This window comes from endosymbiont of Acanthamoeba sp. UWC8 (assembly GCF_000730245.1).
Classification (GTDB): Bacteria; Pseudomonadota; Alphaproteobacteria; order Rickettsiales; family Midichloriaceae; genus Jidaibacter.
Genome location: NZ_CP004403.1, coordinates 35,093 through 52,890 on the forward strand (window position 1 = coordinate 35,093; position 17,798 = coordinate 52,890).

Genomic DNA, 17,798 nt, shown 5'->3' on the forward strand with positions numbered 1-17,798 from the left:
TTACTTGGATGCTATGGTCAAATATTGACGAAATATTGTAAAGTTTAAATATAACCTTAAGATCTTTTAAGCAGTATTATAGTAAATAACATTATCTTTAAAACAAAACAAAAACCTTAAAAAATATTTAAAAGCATTTATTAAAAAACTCTTCATAAATATGTTTTTCTAAGATATCGCATTTATTAAGAAATGAATAATCAAAAGAAAGTTTTATATCTTTCAAAATAGAATAGTTTTGTGCCCAGTTTAATATATTTCTTGTAGACATTAAAATAGTGATATCGCCGTTTATAAAACCTTGTCTTATAAGCTGAGCGAGAGTCACCATGCTTTTAAGTGTATCTTTAGGGATATCGGGGAGTTTTAAGGCTAATACTTCAAGCTCTTTATCAGGGGGCATAAAATCAAGGTTGGTAATAATATTCCAGCGATCCAGCTGCGCCTGATTTATCGGGTTTGTTCCGTGATAAAGGCCGGTCGGGTCGCCTAGGCCGATAGTGTTTGCAGTTGCAAAGATTCTAAAATGCTTATGAGGCTTTATTACGCTATTTTGCTCAAGTAAAGTAAGCTTCCCGTTCGTCTCTAAAAGTTGTTGGATTACAAACATAACATCCGGTCTTCCTGCGTCATATTCATCAATGATAAGTGCGATAGGCTGTTTTAGTGCAAGAGGGATTATACCTTCCTGAAATGAAGTGATTTGTTTTCCTTCACTTAGGGTTATGGTATCACGGCCGATCAGCTCGGTTCTGGTAATGTGGCCGTCAAGATTAATTCTAATACATGGCCAATTCAGCCTTGCTGCAACTTGTTCAACATGGCTTGATTTCCCGCTGCCGTGGTAACCGTTTATAAAAACTTTAAGGTTATGCTCAAAGCCCATAAGTATAGCTCTGGTTGTGTTTTCATCAAACACATAGCAATCATCCGTTTCTGGGACTAAATCTGATTTCCTGCTGAATTTATTTAGTTCACCGAAATCAAAATCAAATAAACTTTTAGAATCTACTTTAATTTGTTCCATTAACTTGCATCCCTATATTGATCCAGCTTTTTCTTCAGCACCTTTATAGTTATGCCGAGAACATTAGCTGTTTTATCGTAATTTCCTTGAAATTTTTTCCAGGCATTTTCTATAGTTTCTTTTTCAGCCGCAGCCAATGTTTTTATTTCAATATTATCATTATTTACTATGGAATTATTGTAATCCGTAAGAGTTAATATTATGTCATTAGGAGAAATTTTTTCGTCTAAAGAAAGAAGCAATGCCCGGTGAATAGTATTTTCTAATTCTCTTACATTACCCGGCCAATTATAAGATAATAATTTTTCAGTTGCCTCATTTGACAGTTGCTTATATGGGATAGAATTTAAGGCAGAAAACTTATTAAGGAACACTTCCGCAAGGTCTAAAATATCATCTTTTCTTTCTTTTAAAGAAGGGAGTTTTAAATGAATAACGTTAAGTCTGTAAAATAAATCTTCCCTAAATCTTCCGGCTTTCACCTCCTCAGCTAAGTTTCTGTTTGAAGTAGCTAAGATTCTAATATCTAATTTTACCGGGGCACTTCCGCCGACTCTATATATTTCTCTTTCCTGTATTGCTCTAAGTAATTTTGCTTGAAGCCTTAACTCCATTTCACTTATTTCATCCAGTAGTATTGTCCCGCCTTGTGCCTCTTCAAATTTACCGATTCTGCGGTCAACAGCGCCAGTAAATGCACCCTTCTCATGCCCAAAAAGTTCCGATTCCAGTAAATTATCAGGGATAGCTGCGCAGTTAAGCGATATTAAATCTCTTTTGCTACGTTTACTTCTATTGTGAATATATTTAGCTATAACTTCTTTACCTACTCCCGATTCGCCTGTTATTAGAACGCTTGCCTCACTGGGAGCAATTTGGTCTGCTATTCTGATAGTTTCTTGGAACTCTTTTGATTTTGCAATCATTTTTGAAGGTTTATCACTTGTCGTAATCAATTCCAAAAGTGCGGAAATAATTTCTTCATCCGGGGGGAGAGATATATATTCCTTAGCGCCGGACTTAATAGCATATATAGCTTTTTCTTTGTCAGCTTCAATTCCGCAGGCAACCACCGGTATACTTATTCTTTCTTCTTTAAGGCTTTGGGTTAAAGATTTTATATCTTGTGAAACCTCAACCAATAGTAAGTCCGCTCCCTTACCGGAGCGCAATGCCGCCAGAGCAGCTTTAATATCGGAAACATGAAAGATTTTTGCGCCACGTTTAGCCGCAATTTTACTTGCAGTAACTATCTGTTCACTCATTCCACCAATTACAATTAGTCTCATTGCTTACCGGCTCTAATATTAAGATTATATAAAGATACTATATAAATAATTCAGATCTTTCAAATATTATAAACAACTTTAGAGTGTTTAGAAGCAGCATTGCTAATCCGAGTGTTTCCATTAGTAATTAAGATGTATTTTAATGTACTAAATATCATATAAAATGCTATGCATATTAAAATATGCAGCACAGCAGTACTACTTAACCCTAGAAATCTTATTGAAAAACCTGCTTGCTCCAAACAACTGGCAAGTACTAATAAAAAAATTCCTAAAATTCCGGGTATAATATTTTTTGATAAATTATTAGCAAAGCAAACTAAAAATATAACAAGCATATTAAAAGCAGCCATGCTGTAATAAAGGATTGCTATTACAAATTCACTACTTACTTCAACTACGGCTATAAAATAAAGTACTAAGGTTACAATAGAAAAAATAAACATAATATAGGTGAATAATTTTGAATTAAACATTGCCGCACACATATTCCAAGTAATGGCGACCGCTACCCCTAGACAAACTAAATTCATATAATTCAGCGTCATTCTTAATAAATAATTTTTGCTGTTAATTAGCACTCCTTCGTTTACTAAACCAAGTGAGGTTGAGATACTTATAAGTACTAAAAAAGAAATGATTAAATTTTTTAAAACCCGGTTTGTTGTTTCAATTTTATAAAAATCGATACTATAATATATGCATTGGATAACCAATACACTTAAAATCAAAATTATATCTATATACATCATAAATACTAAAAATACATTTCCTTATTAGCAGAATTTTTTCTTTTTTTCAACAGGGCAATTACATAATTACATTATTTTTTAATAGAAGGTGTCATGTAAGATTTTAAATAATATCTTGCCTTTTTAATTTGAACGGGATTATAATTATAAAGGAAGTTAGTTGAGGGCAGCAAAGTTTGTAAATTTGGTCAGGTCTGAAAAGAAGCAGCCATAGCAAGTTAAACTGGGTCTTAGCTAGCTTCCACCTCAAATTTTATTCTCTTATAAAAAAGTTCTATTTTGCTATCTTACTTAATTGATATTGAAAGTTGTAGAATATTGATTATTATGCTTTCAAAAGCAGATATTTAGGTTCTCCGTATGAAAATTGTTATAAAGAAGAGTAATTTACAGAAAGCTCTTAATCATGTTCAATCAATAGTAGAAAAGCGTAATGCTATTGCAATGCTCGCGAATGTTAAGATTGAAGCTAAGGATAACCGCCTTGCCTTCACTACTACGGATATGGATATTTCAATAACTGATTTAGTTGAAGCTGAGGTTGACCAACCTTATTCAACTACTATTCCGGTGCTTACATTATATGAAATTGTTAAAAAAATCCCTGAGGATGCAGATATAACTTTCGAAGCATCGGCAGATAATATCAATCAGATTTTAGTTAAGTTTGCTTCCAGTAAATTCACTTTACCTTGTTTGCCGGCGGAAGAATTTCCTAATTTTGAACTTGGTGATACTACCCATAATTTTAAAATTAGCTCCAGTGCCTTAAAGCTCTTATTAACTAAGACACGCCATGCTATTTCCAATGAGGAAACAAGATATTATTTAAACGGAATTTATCTTCATAGTATTGAATCCGAGGGCGCTGGATTATTAAGGGCAGTTTCAACCGACGGCCATCGATTAGCAAGAGCGGAGGTAGCGCTTCCTGAAGGAGCGAAAAATATACCCGGTATCATTATTCCTAAAAAAACCGTAAATGAATTAATAAAGCTAGTAGAAGATTTTAATGATGATATAAATATCGGCTTGTCGGTCAATAAAGCAATATTTGAGATTGGTAATTCGAAATTAATTACTAAGCTGATTGACGGTAAGTTCCCGGATTATACTCGAGTTATCCCGACTAATAATGATAAGCAGCTGGAAATTTCCTGTAAAGATTTGATTAAATCCATTGAGCTTGTTATCTCAGTCTCAAGCGATAAAACAAGAGCAGTTAAGCTTGATATCGAGCCGTCAAAGGTAGTGCTTTCGGCAAGCAGCGAAATGAACGGTAATGCAAGCGGAACACAAATGCTTGCGGCTAATTATAATCTTGAACCAATTTCGATCGGTTTTAATTCAAAATATGTTTTAGATTCTTTAAATACCATGGAGGGTGACACAGTTAGATTCATGCTTTCCAATAGTAGCGGGGCGGTAATTGCATTAGATAGCGCTGATGATAAAAGCCTCTATATATTAATGCCTATGCAGGTTTAATCTTTGGCGCTGATTGGGCTTAGTTTAACCGGTTTTCGTAACCACATAAGCTTAAATTTAAGCCTGGACAGCAACTTTGTAGTTATTTGCGGACAGAATGGTGTAGGAAAAACCAATGTATTGGAAGCTATATCATTCTTTGCACCGGGTAAAGGCTTTAGAAATGCCAGCTCAGAGGATGTTTTTAATAAGAATGATAACCGGCTTAATGAATGGGCGGTGAGTGCTGAGCTTGAGTGCGGTTATGATGATATCCGGATTACAACCGGTTGTAAGCTGGATGCTTATCACAATATTTCCCGAAGAATTATAAAAGTAAATGATGAGCTATCATATAAATCTTCAGAGTTGCTTAGTTATCTTAAAGTAATTTGGATAACTCCTCAGACTGATAGAATATTTTTAGAATCACCGGGAGTAAGAAGGAAGTTTTTAGATAGGGTGACTTATAACTTCTTTCCGTTGCATGCTTCTCATATAGTTAATTATGAAAAACTGGTCAGATCTAGGTTAAAGATTATTCAACAACCTAAATTTGATGAAATTTGGGTAGCAGCACTTGAAAAGCAAATCGCTACATTAAATTTTCAAATTTATAAAAATAGAACTAATTGTCTTAATATGATTAAGGAGTCGCTTAATTTAAATTCGAGTAATTTTCTTAAGCCCGCTATTAACCTGGTCGGCAGTATTGATAATTTTCTTATAGATATAAAAAATAATGAAGTTGAACAAATCCAGGAAAAGCTGAAATCTAACAGAAGAATTGATGCTTTGAGCGGCAGAACAAATTTCGGTATTCATAAAAGCGATATAGAAGCCTTCCATCCCATAAAGCACATTAAGGCAGACCAGTGTTCTACGGGCGAGCAAAAAGCTATGTTAATTTCAATCATATTAGCTCAAATCAAATCTATAAAGCAAATTAGCTCCACTTCGGTGATTTTATTGCTTGATGAAGTGTTTTCCCATCTTGATATAAATTTCAGACGAAACCTAATTGAAGAATTGAATGCACTTGAAGTTCAAGCTTGGATCACCACCGCTAATGAGCACATAATTGAAGAAATTAATTATAAAAAAAATGTAGTATTAATTTAGTCTTAGAGTTTTTGAGCTGTATATACCCGCATAATTTTAGAGATCCGAATGTTTAACAGTCCTTGCAAAGCTAAGCGCATGAACCTCACGTGCACCATTTTGTTTTAACACTTTGGCGCACTCATTTATTGTACTGCCTGTGGTAATTACATCATCGATAATTATTATTACCTTATCTTTTATAGCCTTTCTATAATTCTCATTGAATACAAAAGCGCTTTTCATATTTGCTCGCCTTAACTTTTGATTAAGACCGCTTTGTGAAGGCGTATCTTTAATTCTCTTAACTAAGTCGGGAATTAATTTTAATTTCGTATTTTTGGCAAGTTCTTTAGCAAGCACTAAAGACTGATTAAATTTTCGCTTCCTTAGGCGTATTTTATGTAAAGGCACCGGCATAAGTATATCTGAATTTCTTATCAGTTCTTCCCCGGCTATAAGCATTAATTTGGAGATGGTAAATTTGGCCTGTAAATTATCGTTATATTTAAAATCATAGATTAAATGGTCTGAATGCTGATCATAAACCAAAGCAGCCCTAATTTTTGAGTAATAAGTTTTAAACTTTTTACAAGAACAGGAGCTACTTTCAAAATAAGGTATACCGCACCTGTCACATATATTTTCAACAATAAAAGAAAGCTTTGACCAACACACTGCGCATAAGCTATTATCTTCAAAAGTTTCCGTTTTACATAATAAACATCTTGGTGAGAAAACAATCCAAGTAATTATACTTTTCAATTTTTTGAGCATAAAAATGCAAGTATCCGGCTATACTATATTTGATAGAGAATTTTATAAACTAAATTTAAAAAGATGTATAAAAAATTTTAAAAAACATGATTTTCTGGTTAACGAAGTATCCGAAAATGTGGTCGAAAGAATTAGTGAGTTTTCAAAAGGGTTTAATAATGCTTTAATCTATGGTTTGTTTGACCGGTCGGTTCTAGATAAAAAAATTGATGTTAAAAGAGGGTTCCCCGTTTATGAGTTCACTCAAACTCATAATCAGGATGAGTGCATTGTATTTGATGAAGAATATAATACTTGCATTGAAGATAGTTATGATCTCATCATTTCTAACCTCTCTCTTTCCTTTGTGAATGATTTACCCGGAGCATTAATTCAATATAAAAAATATTAAAAAAGGAGGAGTATTTATTGCTACTCTCTTCGGCGGAGATACTCTAAAAGAATTAAAAGATGTGCTGATAAAAACCGATAGTAAGTTTTACGGCGGAAGTAGACCGCATATTATACCTTTTATAGACATTAAAGACGGAGCTGCATTATTGCAAAGAGCAGGTTTTACACAAGCTATCTCGGATTCATTTAATATAATCGGCAGATATTCATCTATATTCAACTTGCTTAGAGATATAAAAGGAATGGGGCAGAGCAATTGCTTGAGCGCCAGAAGTAAAATCATATTGCCCAAAAACTACTTTTTTGAAGCTGAAGAAATATATAAAAAAGACCACAATCTTGAAGCAACATTTGAAGTTGTAACGATAACGGGTTTTAAAGCTTAATAAATACCTTGTTAAACTCATTGCATAATAAGTAATTTTATACTAAAAATCTCTTACAACATAATTTAAATCATCAATGTAATTTAATCATGCTTTCAAAACTTTTAGGTCTTTTTTCCTCTGATATGGCTATTGATCTCGGTACTGCTAATACTTTAGTTTATGTACCGAAAAAAGGTATTGTTCTTAATGAGCCATCAGTGGTTGCGTTGCTTAATGACAGAGGGAGTAGTATTCCTTATGCATTCGGTAGTCAAGCTAAGATGATGTTAGGAAAAACGCCGGCTGAAATTAATGCATTCAGGCCGCTTAAAGATGGCGTAATCGCTGATTTCAAAGGTGCCGAGGAAATGATTAAATATTTCATAAATGCGGTTCATAATAAACGTAGTTTCTTTGCACGTCCTTTGGTAATAGTATGTGTGCCGTCCGGTTCAACTGCTGTTGAACGCAGAGCTATTCAAGATGCTGTAGAAAGTGCCGGAGCTAGAGATGTATTTTTAATTGAAGAGCCGATGGCAGCTGCAATAGGAGCTAATTTGCCGGTTACCGAGCCGACCGGTTCCATGATAGTTGATATTGGAGGCGGTACCACGGAGGTTGCGGTAATTTCTTTAGGCGGAGTGGTTTATGCCAAGTCGGTTAGGGTCGGAGGAGATTCTTTGGATGAATCGATCATTTCATATATCAGAAGATATCATAATTTATTAATCGGTGAATCTACCGCAGAGAAAATTAAGAAAGAAATCGGTGCAGCTTGCAGGCCTGAGGGTGAGCCTAGGACTATGGAGATTAAGGGTAGGGACTTAATAAACGGTATACCTAAGGAAATCGTGCTTTCCGAAGCACAAATTTCCGATAGCTTAGAAGAGCCGGTCAAGCAAATTATTGAAGCTGTCAAGCTGGTACTGGAATCCGCTCCGCCTGAGTTGTCCTCCGATATAGTTGATAGAGGAATAGCTCTAACCGGAGGAGGAGCTTTACTTAGAGGGCTTGATAAAGTAATTAGAGAAGCAACCGGCCTTCCTGTATTCGCTGCTGAAGAGCCGCTGAATTGCGTAGCTATGGGTACCGGAAAAGTTCTGGAAAACTTTGAGGAATTAAAACATGTTCTTTTTAAACAAGATTAATTGGTCTAATGAATATAAAATATAATAATGAAGACCTGCTTTTTGCCGCACTTGGCGGAGCAGGAGAAATTGGCATGAATTGTTACCTTTACTATCATAAAGGTAAATGGCTCGTGGTCGACTTAGGCATCGGATTCGCCGATGAGTCTTTACCGGGTGTAGAGATTATCGTACCTAACATTAATTTTTTAATTAAGAATAAACAGGATATTGCCGGGCTTGTGCTTACTCATGCGCATGAAGATCATATAGGTGCCGTGCAATATTTATGGCCGGAACTGGAATGCCCGGTTTATACCACTAAATTTACTTCTGCGGTGCTTAAAGCAAAATTAGCGGATGTAGGATTGGAAAACGAGGTAGATATTACGGAAGTGCCGGAAAACAGTAAATTTTCCGTTGGTCCTTTTGATATAGAATTTTTTAATATTACTCACTCTATTCCTGAAATGCACGGGCTTATGCTTAGGACTGATAAGGGTAATATATTTCATACCGGAGATTGGAAACTTGATATTGACCCTATTATCGGTAATGCAACCAATGAGGAAGCATTAAAGAAATTCGGTGATGAAGGTATTCTTGCCCTTGTATGCGATTCAACCAATATATTTAACCAAGGCAGCTCAATTTCAGAGGGGGAGCTTCAAAAGAGCCTTCAGGATATCATTTGCGGATTTAAAAATAACTTGGTTATTGTTACGACTTTTGCATCTAATATTGCAAGAATTCACTCTATTGCAAAAGCTGCCGAGTCTGCGAACAGAAGAGTCGTTTTAATCGGTAGATCGCTCTGGAGAGTATATGAGGCTGCTAAACAGTCCGGATATTTAGAAGATTTGCATCCTTTCTTAACCGATAGAGAAGCTAAACACTTAAAGCGTGAAGAAATGCTTGTTATCTGTACAGGTTGCCAAGGTGAGCCGCTGGCGGCTACCAATAAGATTGCAAACCATATACACCCGAGCATAAAAGCACAAAAAGGTGATGCAATAATTTTTGCTTCAAAAATCATCCCGGGTAATGAAAAGAAAATCTTTAAATTATTTAATCAATTCTGCAAACTAAGAATGGAAGTCTTAACGGAAAAAGACCATTTTGTCCATGTATCAGGGCACCCTGCAAGAGATGATGTTGCAAGGATGTATGAATTGCTTAGACCGCAAATTGCCATACCTATGCACGGTGAAGCCGTTCATTTACATGAGCATACGAAATTTGCACTTGAGCACGGCGCTAAACAAGCTGTAGAAGTTGAAAACGGAGATGTGATCAGTATTGAAGAAAGCGGGGCTAATAAAATAGGGACCGTAATCAGCGGTAGTTTAGCAATCGACGGTAACTATATTTTGCTGCCGGATTCTAAACTGATAAAAGCCAGAAGAAAAATGCGCGATGAAGGCTTAGTGATTATTACCCTCTTAATCAACAGTAAAAGAAAGCCTTTCAGTTTGCCCCTAGTGGTAGCTCCTGGAGTGCTTGACGAGAAGGATGACAGTGAGGTTATTGATGCGATTAAAGAAGAAATTTTCAATCATGTGAGTAAAGGTAAATTCCGTCATAGAATTGAAATTGAAAAATACATAGTTTCTACGGCAAAAAGGATAGTGAGGGCAGAAGCCGGCAAATATCCTGAAATAATAGTTCAAATTGAGCAAATTTAGGAAGCACATGAAGATTAGGGTGGGTACAAGAGGAAGTCAGCTTGCTCTTGCCCAAACAAATATAGTTATAAATGAAATTAAAAAACACTACCCTGAAGCAGAGTTTGAAATCATAAGGATTAAAACTACAGGGGATATGTTGTATAATAAAAATTTAGCACTAATCGGTGGTAAGGGGCTATTTCTAAAAGAAATTGAGGAAAGTTTGATAGCTTCAAAAATTGATCTTGCCGTTCATTCCATGAAGGATGTACCTGCGGTTTTGCCCGAATCATTAATAATTGATAGTGTGCTGGAAAGAGAAGATGTAAGGGATGCTTTTATTTCCGATAAATATAATTCCTTGGAGCAGCTTCCGTTTGGAGCCGTGGTCGGCACCTCTTCTTCTAGAAGAAAAGCGGCAATTTTGAGTAAAAGGCCTGATTTGATAGTTAAAAACTTTAGAGGAAACGTAATCACCAGGCTTGATAAGTTGGCAAAAGGTGAGGTTGATGCAACCATCCTCGCTTATGCAGGCTTAAAGAGGTTAGGACTGGAAAAGGTTGCAAAATATATTTTTGATTGTAAGGAAATGTTACCTGCAATTGCGCAAGGCGCAATCGGAATTGAAAGAAGAGTAACTGATGAAAAAATGGCTGAAGTAATCGCAAAAGTGAATCATACGGAGACCATGACTTGTATTACAGCTGAAAGATCATTCTTATACCACCTCTCCGGAGATTGTACTACGCCTATCTCTGCCTATGCTACTTTAGCGGGTGAGCAACTAAACCTAGCAGCACAGCTCGCTGAAAGCGACGGCACAATATTATATTCCTCTTCACAAACGGGTGGCAAAGAGCAGGCCTTAGAGCTTGGTAAAGCTGCTGCCGATGAAATTAAGAATAATTCTGGTATTTTAAATTAATACTAAATATATTTATTAATTAGTATTAATTTATTAGCTACAAAAAAGGGGAGTAGGTAATGAGAGAAGCTAGAGTATTATATGAGCACCCGGCAAAAAGGAAATCGACTTTAGTATGCTTTGATTTTGATCAAACAATATTAAACGAGCATTCTCATAATCAAATTAAACATAAGCAACTAAGTAATTTTAGTGAATGTATTGAAGCGGATTACCTGGAGGAACTAAAAGAACGAAAGCCTGATGAGGTGTTTAAAAATAGAGAAAAATTACGGGAAACTTTAAATCTCTTTTTTGAGCAGGGGCATAATATTGCAATAACTTCTTTTACTGAATATAAATCCTTGATAATTCCCGTTCTAAAGTTTTTGGGATTATCAAAAGAACAGCTTAGTAAAATTCATGTTGAAGCTTGGTTGCCGGAAACACAAGATTATATGTCTAAGTTTGGTAAAAACGGGCATATCAGAAAAGCAATGGGTCATTTCAAGGTTAATGATTATCAACTTGTTATGTTAATTGATGATAGCATAAATAATATTGAAATAGCTAAGTATAACAATATCAAAACAGTATTAGTTCCTGCCGAATATAATCCTGACCCAGCATATCTGGATGAAGCGGTTAAGCTTGGCGAAGAGCTTGTAAAGCAAGCTACCGCAAAAGATAATGAGCCGGAGGTTTTGACTTCGAAAGAAAAAAATACTTCTTGGGTTGCAAGAGAGAACGTTCGAAATGATAACCAATTAGGTTTAAATTTTTAATTAAATAATGTAAAAAAATAATAGGTGGTAATATTTTTAAATTTTTCATATGCACAAGCTTGATCTCAAGTTTTTTGAGCGCCCGACTTTACTGGTTGCTGAAGAACTGATAGGAAAATATTTTATATTTAATGATAGAAAGCTAATTATTACCGAAACGGAAGCATACGTTGGCCGAGATGATGAGGCATGTCATGCGGCAAGGGGAAAAACTAAGCGAACTGAGGTGATGTTCGGCAAAGCTGGATGCTTATATATATATTTTATATACGGCATGTATTACTGCATGAATGTGGTGACTGAAGAAGAGGGTATTGCTGCGGCCGTCTTAATTCGAGGAGCATTAGACATCACGGGAGCTGAGCAGAAGCTCTTAAACGGCCCGGGTAAACTTTGTAAAGATCTGTCAATTGATAAAACTTATAATACTTTAGATATAGTAGGAAACGACCGAATTTATTTCTTAGGTTCCGACTTAAAATATGAAATACAATCTACTCCGAGAATAGGTATCTCTAAAGCAAAAGATAAACCTTGGCGATTTATCGCAAATCTCTGAATAAGAATTTTTGCATTTGTTTCATAACGAGCGGAATTGCGCTGAAATAAGGATTGCCGCCTTTATTATATATATTAAGCCAGGATTTAGTTAAAACTTCCAAAGAAATAAATGAATGAATATCAGTTTCTTTTTTTGTATCAATAAGATCAAAAAAGTCAGCTATTTCAGTTCCTATAATTTTTGAGGTTCCAACCACGGCATACTCTTCAATCATATTGTCTAAAAATATGTTATTCGTAGGCATTAACCATTTTTCATCATCTCTTAAAATTGCCTCACAAACCGGTTTAGCAAATTCCTCAGTAGATTTTTTTAATTGGAAGTATAGCCCGCTTGAAAATATATCCATTTGCTCATGCGGGATGAAAGCATCGGGAAAAATATGAAGTTTAAGAAGTTCAAGAATATTATCAACCGAATCAATCGCTGCGGCAGAAATCCCGGCTCCGAATTTTTTGCCGGTTATAGGGGATATATTCATACCTAAGATTGCCGCTCCGGCTGATAAGCGTGTGTTTGTAATAAAACGCTTAAATGCAATTATGTTATTAGCTTCAAATCTGAAATAATCTATTATGTCTTTACTGTTTAGTTCTAATAAATCTTCTAACATTTTTATAAATATTAAATTTGAAGTTAAATATGGATTAGAATAAACACTGACGGTGAAAAGAGTTATTGACCCTAAAGTATTTAAAGATTCATAGCTTGGAAAAAAGCTTCTTATATACTCTTCACTAAGATGTGAATTTAGTTGTTCGGTTAATGAGGGAGTATCATTGGAAAAAATATCTAAATACTGATTAATATTAGAGGAGGTAACGGTTTTATGGCAATTTAAAATATTATCATATTCGGGGGTATCGAAATATATTTCTAATATTGCATCTTGTATTATGCTACCGGTAGTTGCATTATATATATCATCTGTATTTGGATTGTTTTCCATTATATCTTATAATATCTGTTGATAATTTTTATTTTATTTAAAAATTATTTATTTTTTGCAATTAAAATATTTTTTGCTCAAATTCATTTGAGCAAGTTTGCCCCATGTTAGGACATGTTGTCAATAGGAAGCTTGATAAGAATTTATTTCAGTTAAACGAGAGAAAGTTTAAGCAACCAGTTTTGCAATTGAATAAGCTGCAGCTGCTGCAATGCCGCCTATGAAACAAGTATGTAGTGCTGATTTAAGTACGGATACTCCGGTACACGCACCTTTAAAAGCTCCGAATCCTAATAGTGCTATTGTTGTTGCAATTACCGAAATACTTAATGCCTTTTCAATATTACTTGTAAATATATAAGGTGATAACGGAACAAATCCTCCTATTGCATAAGCGGAACCTATTATAAACGGGCTTACTACCTCTCTGTTTTTATCAGGTTTCTCCAAATTTAATTCAAAACGCATCATAAAATCGCGCCATTTTTTCGGATCCTTTTTTAAAGAGTCCACAATAAGTTTTTTGCTCTCAAACTCAGTAATTCCGAAATCTTCTAAAATTGCTTCCACTTCCTTCGCCTCTATTTCCGGAACTTCTTCAATTTCTTTAGTTTCTCTGGCAAGCTCAGTCTCATAATGTTCTCTTTGAGTTTTTGCTGCCAAATATCCTCCCATACCCATTGCTATCGTTCCGGCGGCAATCTCGGAAACCCCGGCAATAACAATAATATTCGAGCAATCTACGGCGCCGCTTAAGCCTGCAACAAGCGCAAAAGGGACGGTAAGACCATCTGCCATACCTAATACAAAATCCTGAAGATAGACCGAAGACTTAGAATGATGTTCCTGATGAAATTCACTATTTGATTGCAGCATATTACTTATAGTTATTAAACCTTTAAACGCTGAAGGTTAGAAAATTATAAGCATTTGTCAATAAGTAACTATGATTAAAGTTTTTTTAATAAATAAGTTTTGTATAAAGATTTAGCTTGGTAAGGTTGTGCTTGACTTTAATCATCGTTTTATGTAAAAAGCTACTTTAAAGTAATTCAAATTTTTGAGATATTAATTAAATGGCAAATCATAAGTCTGCAAAAAAAGCTCATTTAACATCATTAGACAATAGAGCTAGAAATAAATCCGTGCTTAGCAGAATCAAAACTTTCATAACAAAAGTTGAAAATCTTATTACATCAAATGATTCTAAAGAAGCTGAGCTGGCTTTAAGAAATGCTGAATCAGAAATTATGAAAAGTGTTACAAAAGGTGTTTTAAAGCTAAATACCGCAGCTAGAAAAGTAAGTAAGCTTACTAAAAGAGTTAAATCAATGTCACAAGCTGCTTAATGAGTGTTAAAAGTTGTTGAGGAACAGTTTAAAAATTAATTCTCAACTTGCTTTTATAATTCTCTCGACGGTTTTATTAGTTTTAAGGTTATTTGCAATTAAAGTGAATAACCTTGAACTTTATGCTGATGAAGCCCAGTATTGGGTTTGGGCTCAGCACCCGGCTTTCGGTTATTATTCTAAACCTCCCCTTGTTGCATGGTTAATTGCTTCTTCTACTAAGTTATTTGGTAACTGCGAATTTGCAGTCAGGATTTTTTCTCCCCTTCTTCATTTTATTACCGGGTTCATAGTTTATCTGATCGGTAAAAATTTCGGCAATAAAGTAGCCTTTCTGTCGGGTTGTGTATACATCACGACACCTGCTATATTCGTCTCTTCTTTTATAATGTCGACTGATCCGGTTTTGATGTTATTATGGGCGCTTTCGTTTTACTTTTTCCTTAGCGCATTAAATAGTAATAAATTTATCTATTGGATTTTATGCGGGGTAGCATCAGGCTTAGGAATGCTGGCAAAATATAATATGCTTTTCTTTTTGCTGTCTGTATTTTTATATATGTTTTACATAAGCAAATCTTTTAGATTTGTTTACTCCAAAAATTTTATAGCGGCTTTAATATCGGCTCTTATAATTTTTAGCCCGAATTTACTCTGGAACATTAACAACATGTTTGTAAGTTTTATGCATACTGCTGATTTAGTGCAAGGGGATCCGAGTAGTAAATTTAGTTTTAAAAAGTTAGCTGAATTTTTCTTTGCACAGTTCGGTGTATTCGGCATAATTACTTTCAGTTTCCTTAATGTTTCCGCATATCTTTGGTGGAGAGGTAAGCTCAATAAAAACTACAATATACTGTGCTTCTTCTCTATCCCGATTCTATTTTTTATGTTAATTATCGCCTTCATTTCCAGGGCGCATGCAAATTGGGCGGCTCCGATTTATATAACCTCTTCCGTTTTAGTAGTATTAACGGCAAAAGATTTAAATAAATTAAATTTAATAAAATTCAGTATAGTGCTACACCTTGTTATCGGCTTGGGTATAATGTTTTATCAGCCCTTATGCCAAAAACTTGGTATGGAAATAGCGCCTAAATATGATATTTACAAGCGCTTAAGGGGCGGAGAAGAGCTGGGAAGAAATATATTAAGAATTAAAGGAAATTATGATATTGCTATAATTGCAGTAGATACGAGAAAGGATTTATCATTAATAAATTATTATACTAAGCAAAGCAAGGTAGAAATTGTGAAGTGGAATCCTACCAAACGCATCTCGGATTATTATGCATTAACTACCGATGCAAATAAATTTATCGGTCAAGATATGTTAGTAGTGTTTCAATATTCTGATGAAGAAAGAAGGCGAAGTGATGAAAAATATTTAAGAAAATATGCAGAAGAGGTAAAGTTTATCGAGGTGCTTAATAAATCTACTGCTCATTCTCACCCTAAATACCAAATCTTTTATTTAAAAAAATTTAAAGGGTACTAATGATGTTAAATAAAATTATATTTTTAACTATATTTACTATTTTAGCTGTAGTGTTTTATAGAAACGGAAATATAGATTTAGCAGTTTCAGGCTATTTTTATGATCATTTGCACGGGTTCTATTTAAAAGAAAGTTTGTTTGCAAAATTTACCCATAAAGTTGTGCCGTTAATTGTAGGTATCTTTATTACGGGAGCAGTAATTTTGGGGACTAGAAAACTTTTAAAGGTAAAATCAGTAAACCCGAAACATTATATAAAAATTATTTATGTAATGTTAGTATGTATTACAGGCCCCGGAATAGTAGTAAATATGGTATTTAAAGAAAACTTCGGCAGGGCAAGACCGATCCAAGTTGAGAATTTCGGCGGAACAGCAAAGTTTACCCCTGCATTTGTTATTGCTAATCAATGTAACACTAATTGCTCCTTCGTTTCCGGGCATGCTTCAATAGGGTTTGTCTTTTTTGCTTTTGCCTTTATTAATAAGGGTAGAAAACGGATGATGTATAATGTTTTAGCAATTAGTTTAGGTTCTATATTTGGTTTAGGGAGAATTATTCAAGGCGCCCATTTTTTAAGTGATGTTATATTTTCGGGGTTTTTTGTATATATAACCGCGTATGTTTTAGCTTTACTTATTTTACCTAAGGAAGAAACTACAACTTCAACATAAAAATTTATTTTATACACTGTTAACTTTTTATTAATAAATGCTTAAGTATACTATTTAGTAGATAGAAAATAATAGTTTCATCCCTTTAGTGAAAGAATTTAGTAAGAATAAAAAATTAATTATCAGCTATGTAATTCCTATTATTTTAGTAATTCTAGTAGGTGTTTATTACCTAAAAGAGGCCGGATACGTCGGAACTGATAACGCTTATATAAAAGCAGGGAAAATATATATCAGCCCTGAAGTAAACGGGAAAGTAGTAAACATAGCGGTTAAAGAAAATGAAAGAGTTGAAAAAGGGAGAGTTTTAATAACTATTGATGATGAGCCATATCATATTGCTTTAAATCAGGCTAAAGCTAACCTTAATAGTACCATAAACGGTATAGAAGTATTAAAAGCGCAGTATCTTGAAAATACTGAAAGCTTAAAGCTTGCAGCAATGAATAAAGATTATGCGCAGCGTGAATTTTATAGAGCATCAGAACTTGCAAAGAAGCGCGCCGGAACTGAAGCTCAAGTAGATGCGGCCGCCAATAAACTCAATGGAACCAAGCAGCAGATTGCCATACTTGAGCAAGAAAAGAGACAATTAATAATTAATTTATCAGGTGATCCTCTAATTTCAGTTGAAAAGCATCCCAAATACATTGAAGCTAAAGCAAGCGTTGATCAGGCGGAACTAAATTTAAAACGCACAGTATTAAGAGCTCCTAATAACGGCATAATAAGTCAAGTTAGCACACTAAGTGTCGGAGACTATGTAGCAACCGGCTCATCCCTCTTTAGCATCGTACTTTTGGATAATATTTGGGTTGAAGCGAATTTAAAAGAGACTGATTTAACAAATGTTAAAGCAGGACAAAAAACTAAAGTAATGATTGATAGTTTTCCTAATTTGAAAGTAGAAGGTGTGGTTGAAAGCGTGGGTGCGGCAAGTGGCGCTGAATTTAGCATCCTTCCTCCACAAAATGCGACCGGAAACTGGGTAAAGATAGTGCAGAGAATTCCGGTTAGAGTATCAATTGAACAGCCTGATAGCACTTTACCTCTACGTGCGGGTATGAGTGCAGTAATTGAGATTAATACTAGATCTTCGGCGGAATAAG

19 protein-coding genes and 1 other RNA gene are annotated in these 17,798 nt (G+C 34.7%); 14 read left to right on the forward strand and 6 right to left on the reverse strand.

What is annotated here, in order from left to right; genetic code table 11:
- Positions 1-127: 127 nt before the first annotated feature.
- From I862_RS00150 to I862_RS00160, 3 genes are read right to left on the reverse strand one after another with little or no spacing between them, the layout of a single operon-like run.
- Positions 128-1,027: an AAA family ATPase gene (locus tag I862_RS00150; protein WP_038537543.1), complete on the reverse strand. Its 900-nt coding sequence runs from the start codon at positions 1,025-1,027 to the stop codon at positions 128-130.
- On the reverse strand, positions 1,027-2,316 hold the full coding sequence (locus tag I862_RS00155; protein WP_038537546.1) for a sigma-54-dependent transcriptional regulator: 1,290 nt from the start codon (positions 2,314-2,316) through the stop codon (positions 1,027-1,029). Before I862_RS00155 ends, I862_RS00150 begins: the two co-directional genes overlap by 1 nt.
- 59 nt (positions 2,317-2,375) lie before the next feature.
- On the reverse strand, positions 2,376-3,068 hold the full coding sequence (locus tag I862_RS00160) for a DUF6962 family protein (RefSeq protein ID WP_411572133.1): 693 nt from the start codon (positions 3,066-3,068) through the stop codon (positions 2,376-2,378).
- A gap of 151 nt (positions 3,069-3,219) precedes the next feature.
- Here I862_RS00160 and ffs point away from each other — a divergent pair.
- The 3 genes from ffs (at position 3,220) to recF (ending at position 5,657) form a co-directional block, all read left to right on the forward strand.
- An RNA gene (ffs, locus tag I862_RS08035) (signal recognition particle sRNA small type) lies at positions 3,220-3,314 on the forward strand.
- Positions 3,315-3,428: 114 nt separating this feature from the next.
- On the forward strand, positions 3,429-4,556 hold the full coding sequence (gene dnaN / locus I862_RS00165; protein WP_038537551.1) for a DNA polymerase III subunit beta: 1,128 nt from the start codon (positions 3,429-3,431) through the stop codon (positions 4,554-4,556).
- A gap of 3 nt (positions 4,557-4,559) precedes the next feature.
- Positions 4,560-5,657 carry a DNA replication/repair protein RecF gene (recF, locus tag I862_RS00170; protein ID WP_038537553.1) on the forward strand — a complete coding sequence of 366 codons (1,098 nt, stop codon included), beginning with the start codon at positions 4,560-4,562 and terminating at the stop codon, positions 5,655-5,657.
- A gap of 36 nt (positions 5,658-5,693) precedes the next feature.
- Here recF and I862_RS00175 read toward each other — a convergent pair whose 3' ends face one another.
- Complete coding sequence (locus I862_RS00175; RefSeq protein ID WP_052646250.1) at positions 5,694-6,413, reverse strand: ComF family protein; 720 nt, start codon at positions 6,411-6,413, stop codon at positions 5,694-5,696.
- A 4-nt stretch (positions 6,414-6,417) separates the two neighbouring features.
- Here I862_RS00175 and I862_RS07705 point away from each other — a divergent pair, with 4 nt between their 5' ends.
- The 7 genes from I862_RS07705 to I862_RS00205 all read left to right on the forward strand — a co-directional run bounded on the left by I862_RS07705 (position 6,418) and on the right by I862_RS00205 (position 12,216).
- A complete protein-coding gene (locus I862_RS07705; protein ID WP_052646251.1) occupies positions 6,418-6,804 on the forward strand; it encodes a hypothetical protein in 387 nt (128 codons plus the stop codon).
- Positions 6,805-6,865: 61 nt separating this feature from the next.
- Positions 6,866-7,192, forward strand: coding sequence for a hypothetical protein (locus tag I862_RS00180; RefSeq protein ID WP_052646252.1), 327 nt, complete (start codon positions 6,866-6,868; stop codon positions 7,190-7,192).
- Between the two features lie 89 nt (positions 7,193-7,281).
- On the forward strand, positions 7,282-8,322 hold the full coding sequence (locus tag I862_RS00185) for a rod shape-determining protein (RefSeq protein WP_038537555.1): 1,041 nt from the start codon (positions 7,282-7,284) through the stop codon (positions 8,320-8,322).
- Positions 8,322-9,986 (forward strand): ribonuclease J, encoded by a 1,665-nt coding sequence (locus I862_RS00190; RefSeq protein ID WP_095666392.1) that lies wholly within the window; start codon positions 8,322-8,324, stop codon positions 9,984-9,986. Before I862_RS00185 ends, I862_RS00190 begins: the two co-directional genes overlap by 1 nt.
- A 7-nt stretch (positions 9,987-9,993) precedes the next feature.
- The gene (gene hemC / locus I862_RS00195; protein WP_038537559.1) at positions 9,994-10,893 is read left to right on the forward strand and encodes a hydroxymethylbilane synthase; all 900 of its coding nucleotides are present in this window, start codon (positions 9,994-9,996) and stop codon (positions 10,891-10,893) included.
- Positions 10,894-10,952: 59 nt separating this feature from the next.
- A complete protein-coding gene (locus tag I862_RS00200) occupies positions 10,953-11,657 on the forward strand; it encodes a hypothetical protein (RefSeq protein WP_038537561.1) in 705 nt (234 codons plus the stop codon).
- Between the two features lie 49 nt (positions 11,658-11,706).
- Positions 11,707-12,216: a DNA-3-methyladenine glycosylase gene (locus I862_RS00205; protein WP_038537563.1), complete on the forward strand. Its 510-nt coding sequence runs from the start codon at positions 11,707-11,709 to the stop codon at positions 12,214-12,216.
- On the opposite strand, the gene I862_RS00210 is transcribed toward I862_RS00205, so the two are convergent.
- Both I862_RS00210 and I862_RS00215 read right to left on the reverse strand, forming a co-directional pair.
- Positions 12,200-13,168: a hypothetical protein gene (locus I862_RS00210; protein ID WP_038537565.1), complete on the reverse strand. Its 969-nt coding sequence runs from the start codon at positions 13,166-13,168 to the stop codon at positions 12,200-12,202. The two genes, I862_RS00205 and I862_RS00210, sit on opposite strands and share 17 nt — an antisense overlap.
- Before the next feature lie 168 nt (positions 13,169-13,336).
- Complete coding sequence (locus I862_RS00215) at positions 13,337-14,044, reverse strand: VIT1/CCC1 transporter family protein (RefSeq protein WP_038537568.1); 708 nt, start codon at positions 14,042-14,044, stop codon at positions 13,337-13,339.
- Between the two features lie 200 nt (positions 14,045-14,244).
- On the opposite strand from I862_RS00215, the gene rpsT reads away from it, so the two are divergent.
- From rpsT to I862_RS00235, 4 genes are all read left to right on the forward strand, one after another.
- The gene (gene rpsT, locus I862_RS00220; RefSeq protein ID WP_038537570.1) at positions 14,245-14,517 is read left to right on the forward strand and encodes a 30S ribosomal protein S20; all 273 of its coding nucleotides are present in this window, start codon (positions 14,245-14,247) and stop codon (positions 14,515-14,517) included.
- A gap of 13 nt (positions 14,518-14,530) precedes the next feature.
- Positions 14,531-16,015, forward strand: a complete 1,485-nt coding sequence (locus I862_RS00225) for an ArnT family glycosyltransferase (RefSeq protein WP_084173742.1) — start codon at positions 14,531-14,533, stop codon at positions 16,013-16,015.
- Between the two features lie 2 nt (positions 16,016-16,017).
- Positions 16,018-16,689, forward strand: coding sequence for a phosphatase PAP2 family protein (locus I862_RS00230; RefSeq protein WP_052646253.1), 672 nt, complete (start codon positions 16,018-16,020; stop codon positions 16,687-16,689).
- Positions 16,690-16,777: 88 nt separating this feature from the next.
- Positions 16,778-17,797: an HlyD family secretion protein gene (locus I862_RS00235; protein WP_052646254.1), complete on the forward strand. Its 1,020-nt coding sequence runs from the start codon at positions 16,778-16,780 to the stop codon at positions 17,795-17,797.
- Position 17,798 lies beyond the last annotated feature (1 nt).

What these genes read in the sequence shown, in the direction of transcription:
- I862_RS00150 (WP_038537543.1), bottom strand. Translation starts at nt 1,027, where the DNA reads ATGGAACAAATTAAAGTAGATTCTAAAAGTTTATTTGATTTTGATTTC.
- I862_RS00155 (WP_038537546.1), bottom strand. Translation starts at nt 2,316, where the DNA reads ATGAGACTAATTGTAATTGGTGGAATGAGTGAACAGATAGTTACTGCA.
- I862_RS00160 (WP_411572133.1), bottom strand. Translation starts at nt 3,068, where the DNA reads ATGATGTATATAGATATAATTTTGATTTTAAGTGTATTGGTTATCCAA.
- dnaN (WP_038537551.1), top strand. Translation starts at nt 3,429, where the DNA reads ATGAAAATTGTTATAAAGAAGAGTAATTTACAGAAAGCTCTTAATCAT.
- I862_RS00175 (WP_052646250.1), bottom strand. Translation starts at nt 6,413, where the DNA reads ATGCTCAAAAAATTGAAAAGTATAATTACTTGGATTGTTTTCTCACCA.
- I862_RS07705 (WP_052646251.1), top strand. Translation starts at nt 6,418, where the DNA reads ATGCAAGTATCCGGCTATACTATATTTGATAGAGAATTTTATAAACTA.
- I862_RS00185 (WP_038537555.1), top strand. Translation starts at nt 7,282, where the DNA reads ATGCTTTCAAAACTTTTAGGTCTTTTTTCCTCTGATATGGCTATTGAT.
- hemC (WP_038537559.1), top strand. Translation starts at nt 9,994, where the DNA reads ATGAAGATTAGGGTGGGTACAAGAGGAAGTCAGCTTGCTCTTGCCCAA.
- I862_RS00200 (WP_038537561.1), top strand. Translation starts at nt 10,953, where the DNA reads ATGAGAGAAGCTAGAGTATTATATGAGCACCCGGCAAAAAGGAAATCG.
- I862_RS00205 (WP_038537563.1), top strand. Translation starts at nt 11,707, where the DNA reads ATGCACAAGCTTGATCTCAAGTTTTTTGAGCGCCCGACTTTACTGGTT.
- I862_RS00210 (WP_038537565.1), bottom strand. Translation starts at nt 13,168, where the DNA reads ATGGAAAACAATCCAAATACAGATGATATATATAATGCAACTACCGGT.
- I862_RS00215 (WP_038537568.1), bottom strand. Translation starts at nt 14,044, where the DNA reads ATGCTGCAATCAAATAGTGAATTTCATCAGGAACATCATTCTAAGTCT.
- rpsT (WP_038537570.1), top strand. Translation starts at nt 14,245, where the DNA reads ATGGCAAATCATAAGTCTGCAAAAAAAGCTCATTTAACATCATTAGAC.
- I862_RS00230 (WP_052646253.1), top strand. Translation starts at nt 16,018, where the DNA reads ATGTTAAATAAAATTATATTTTTAACTATATTTACTATTTTAGCTGTA.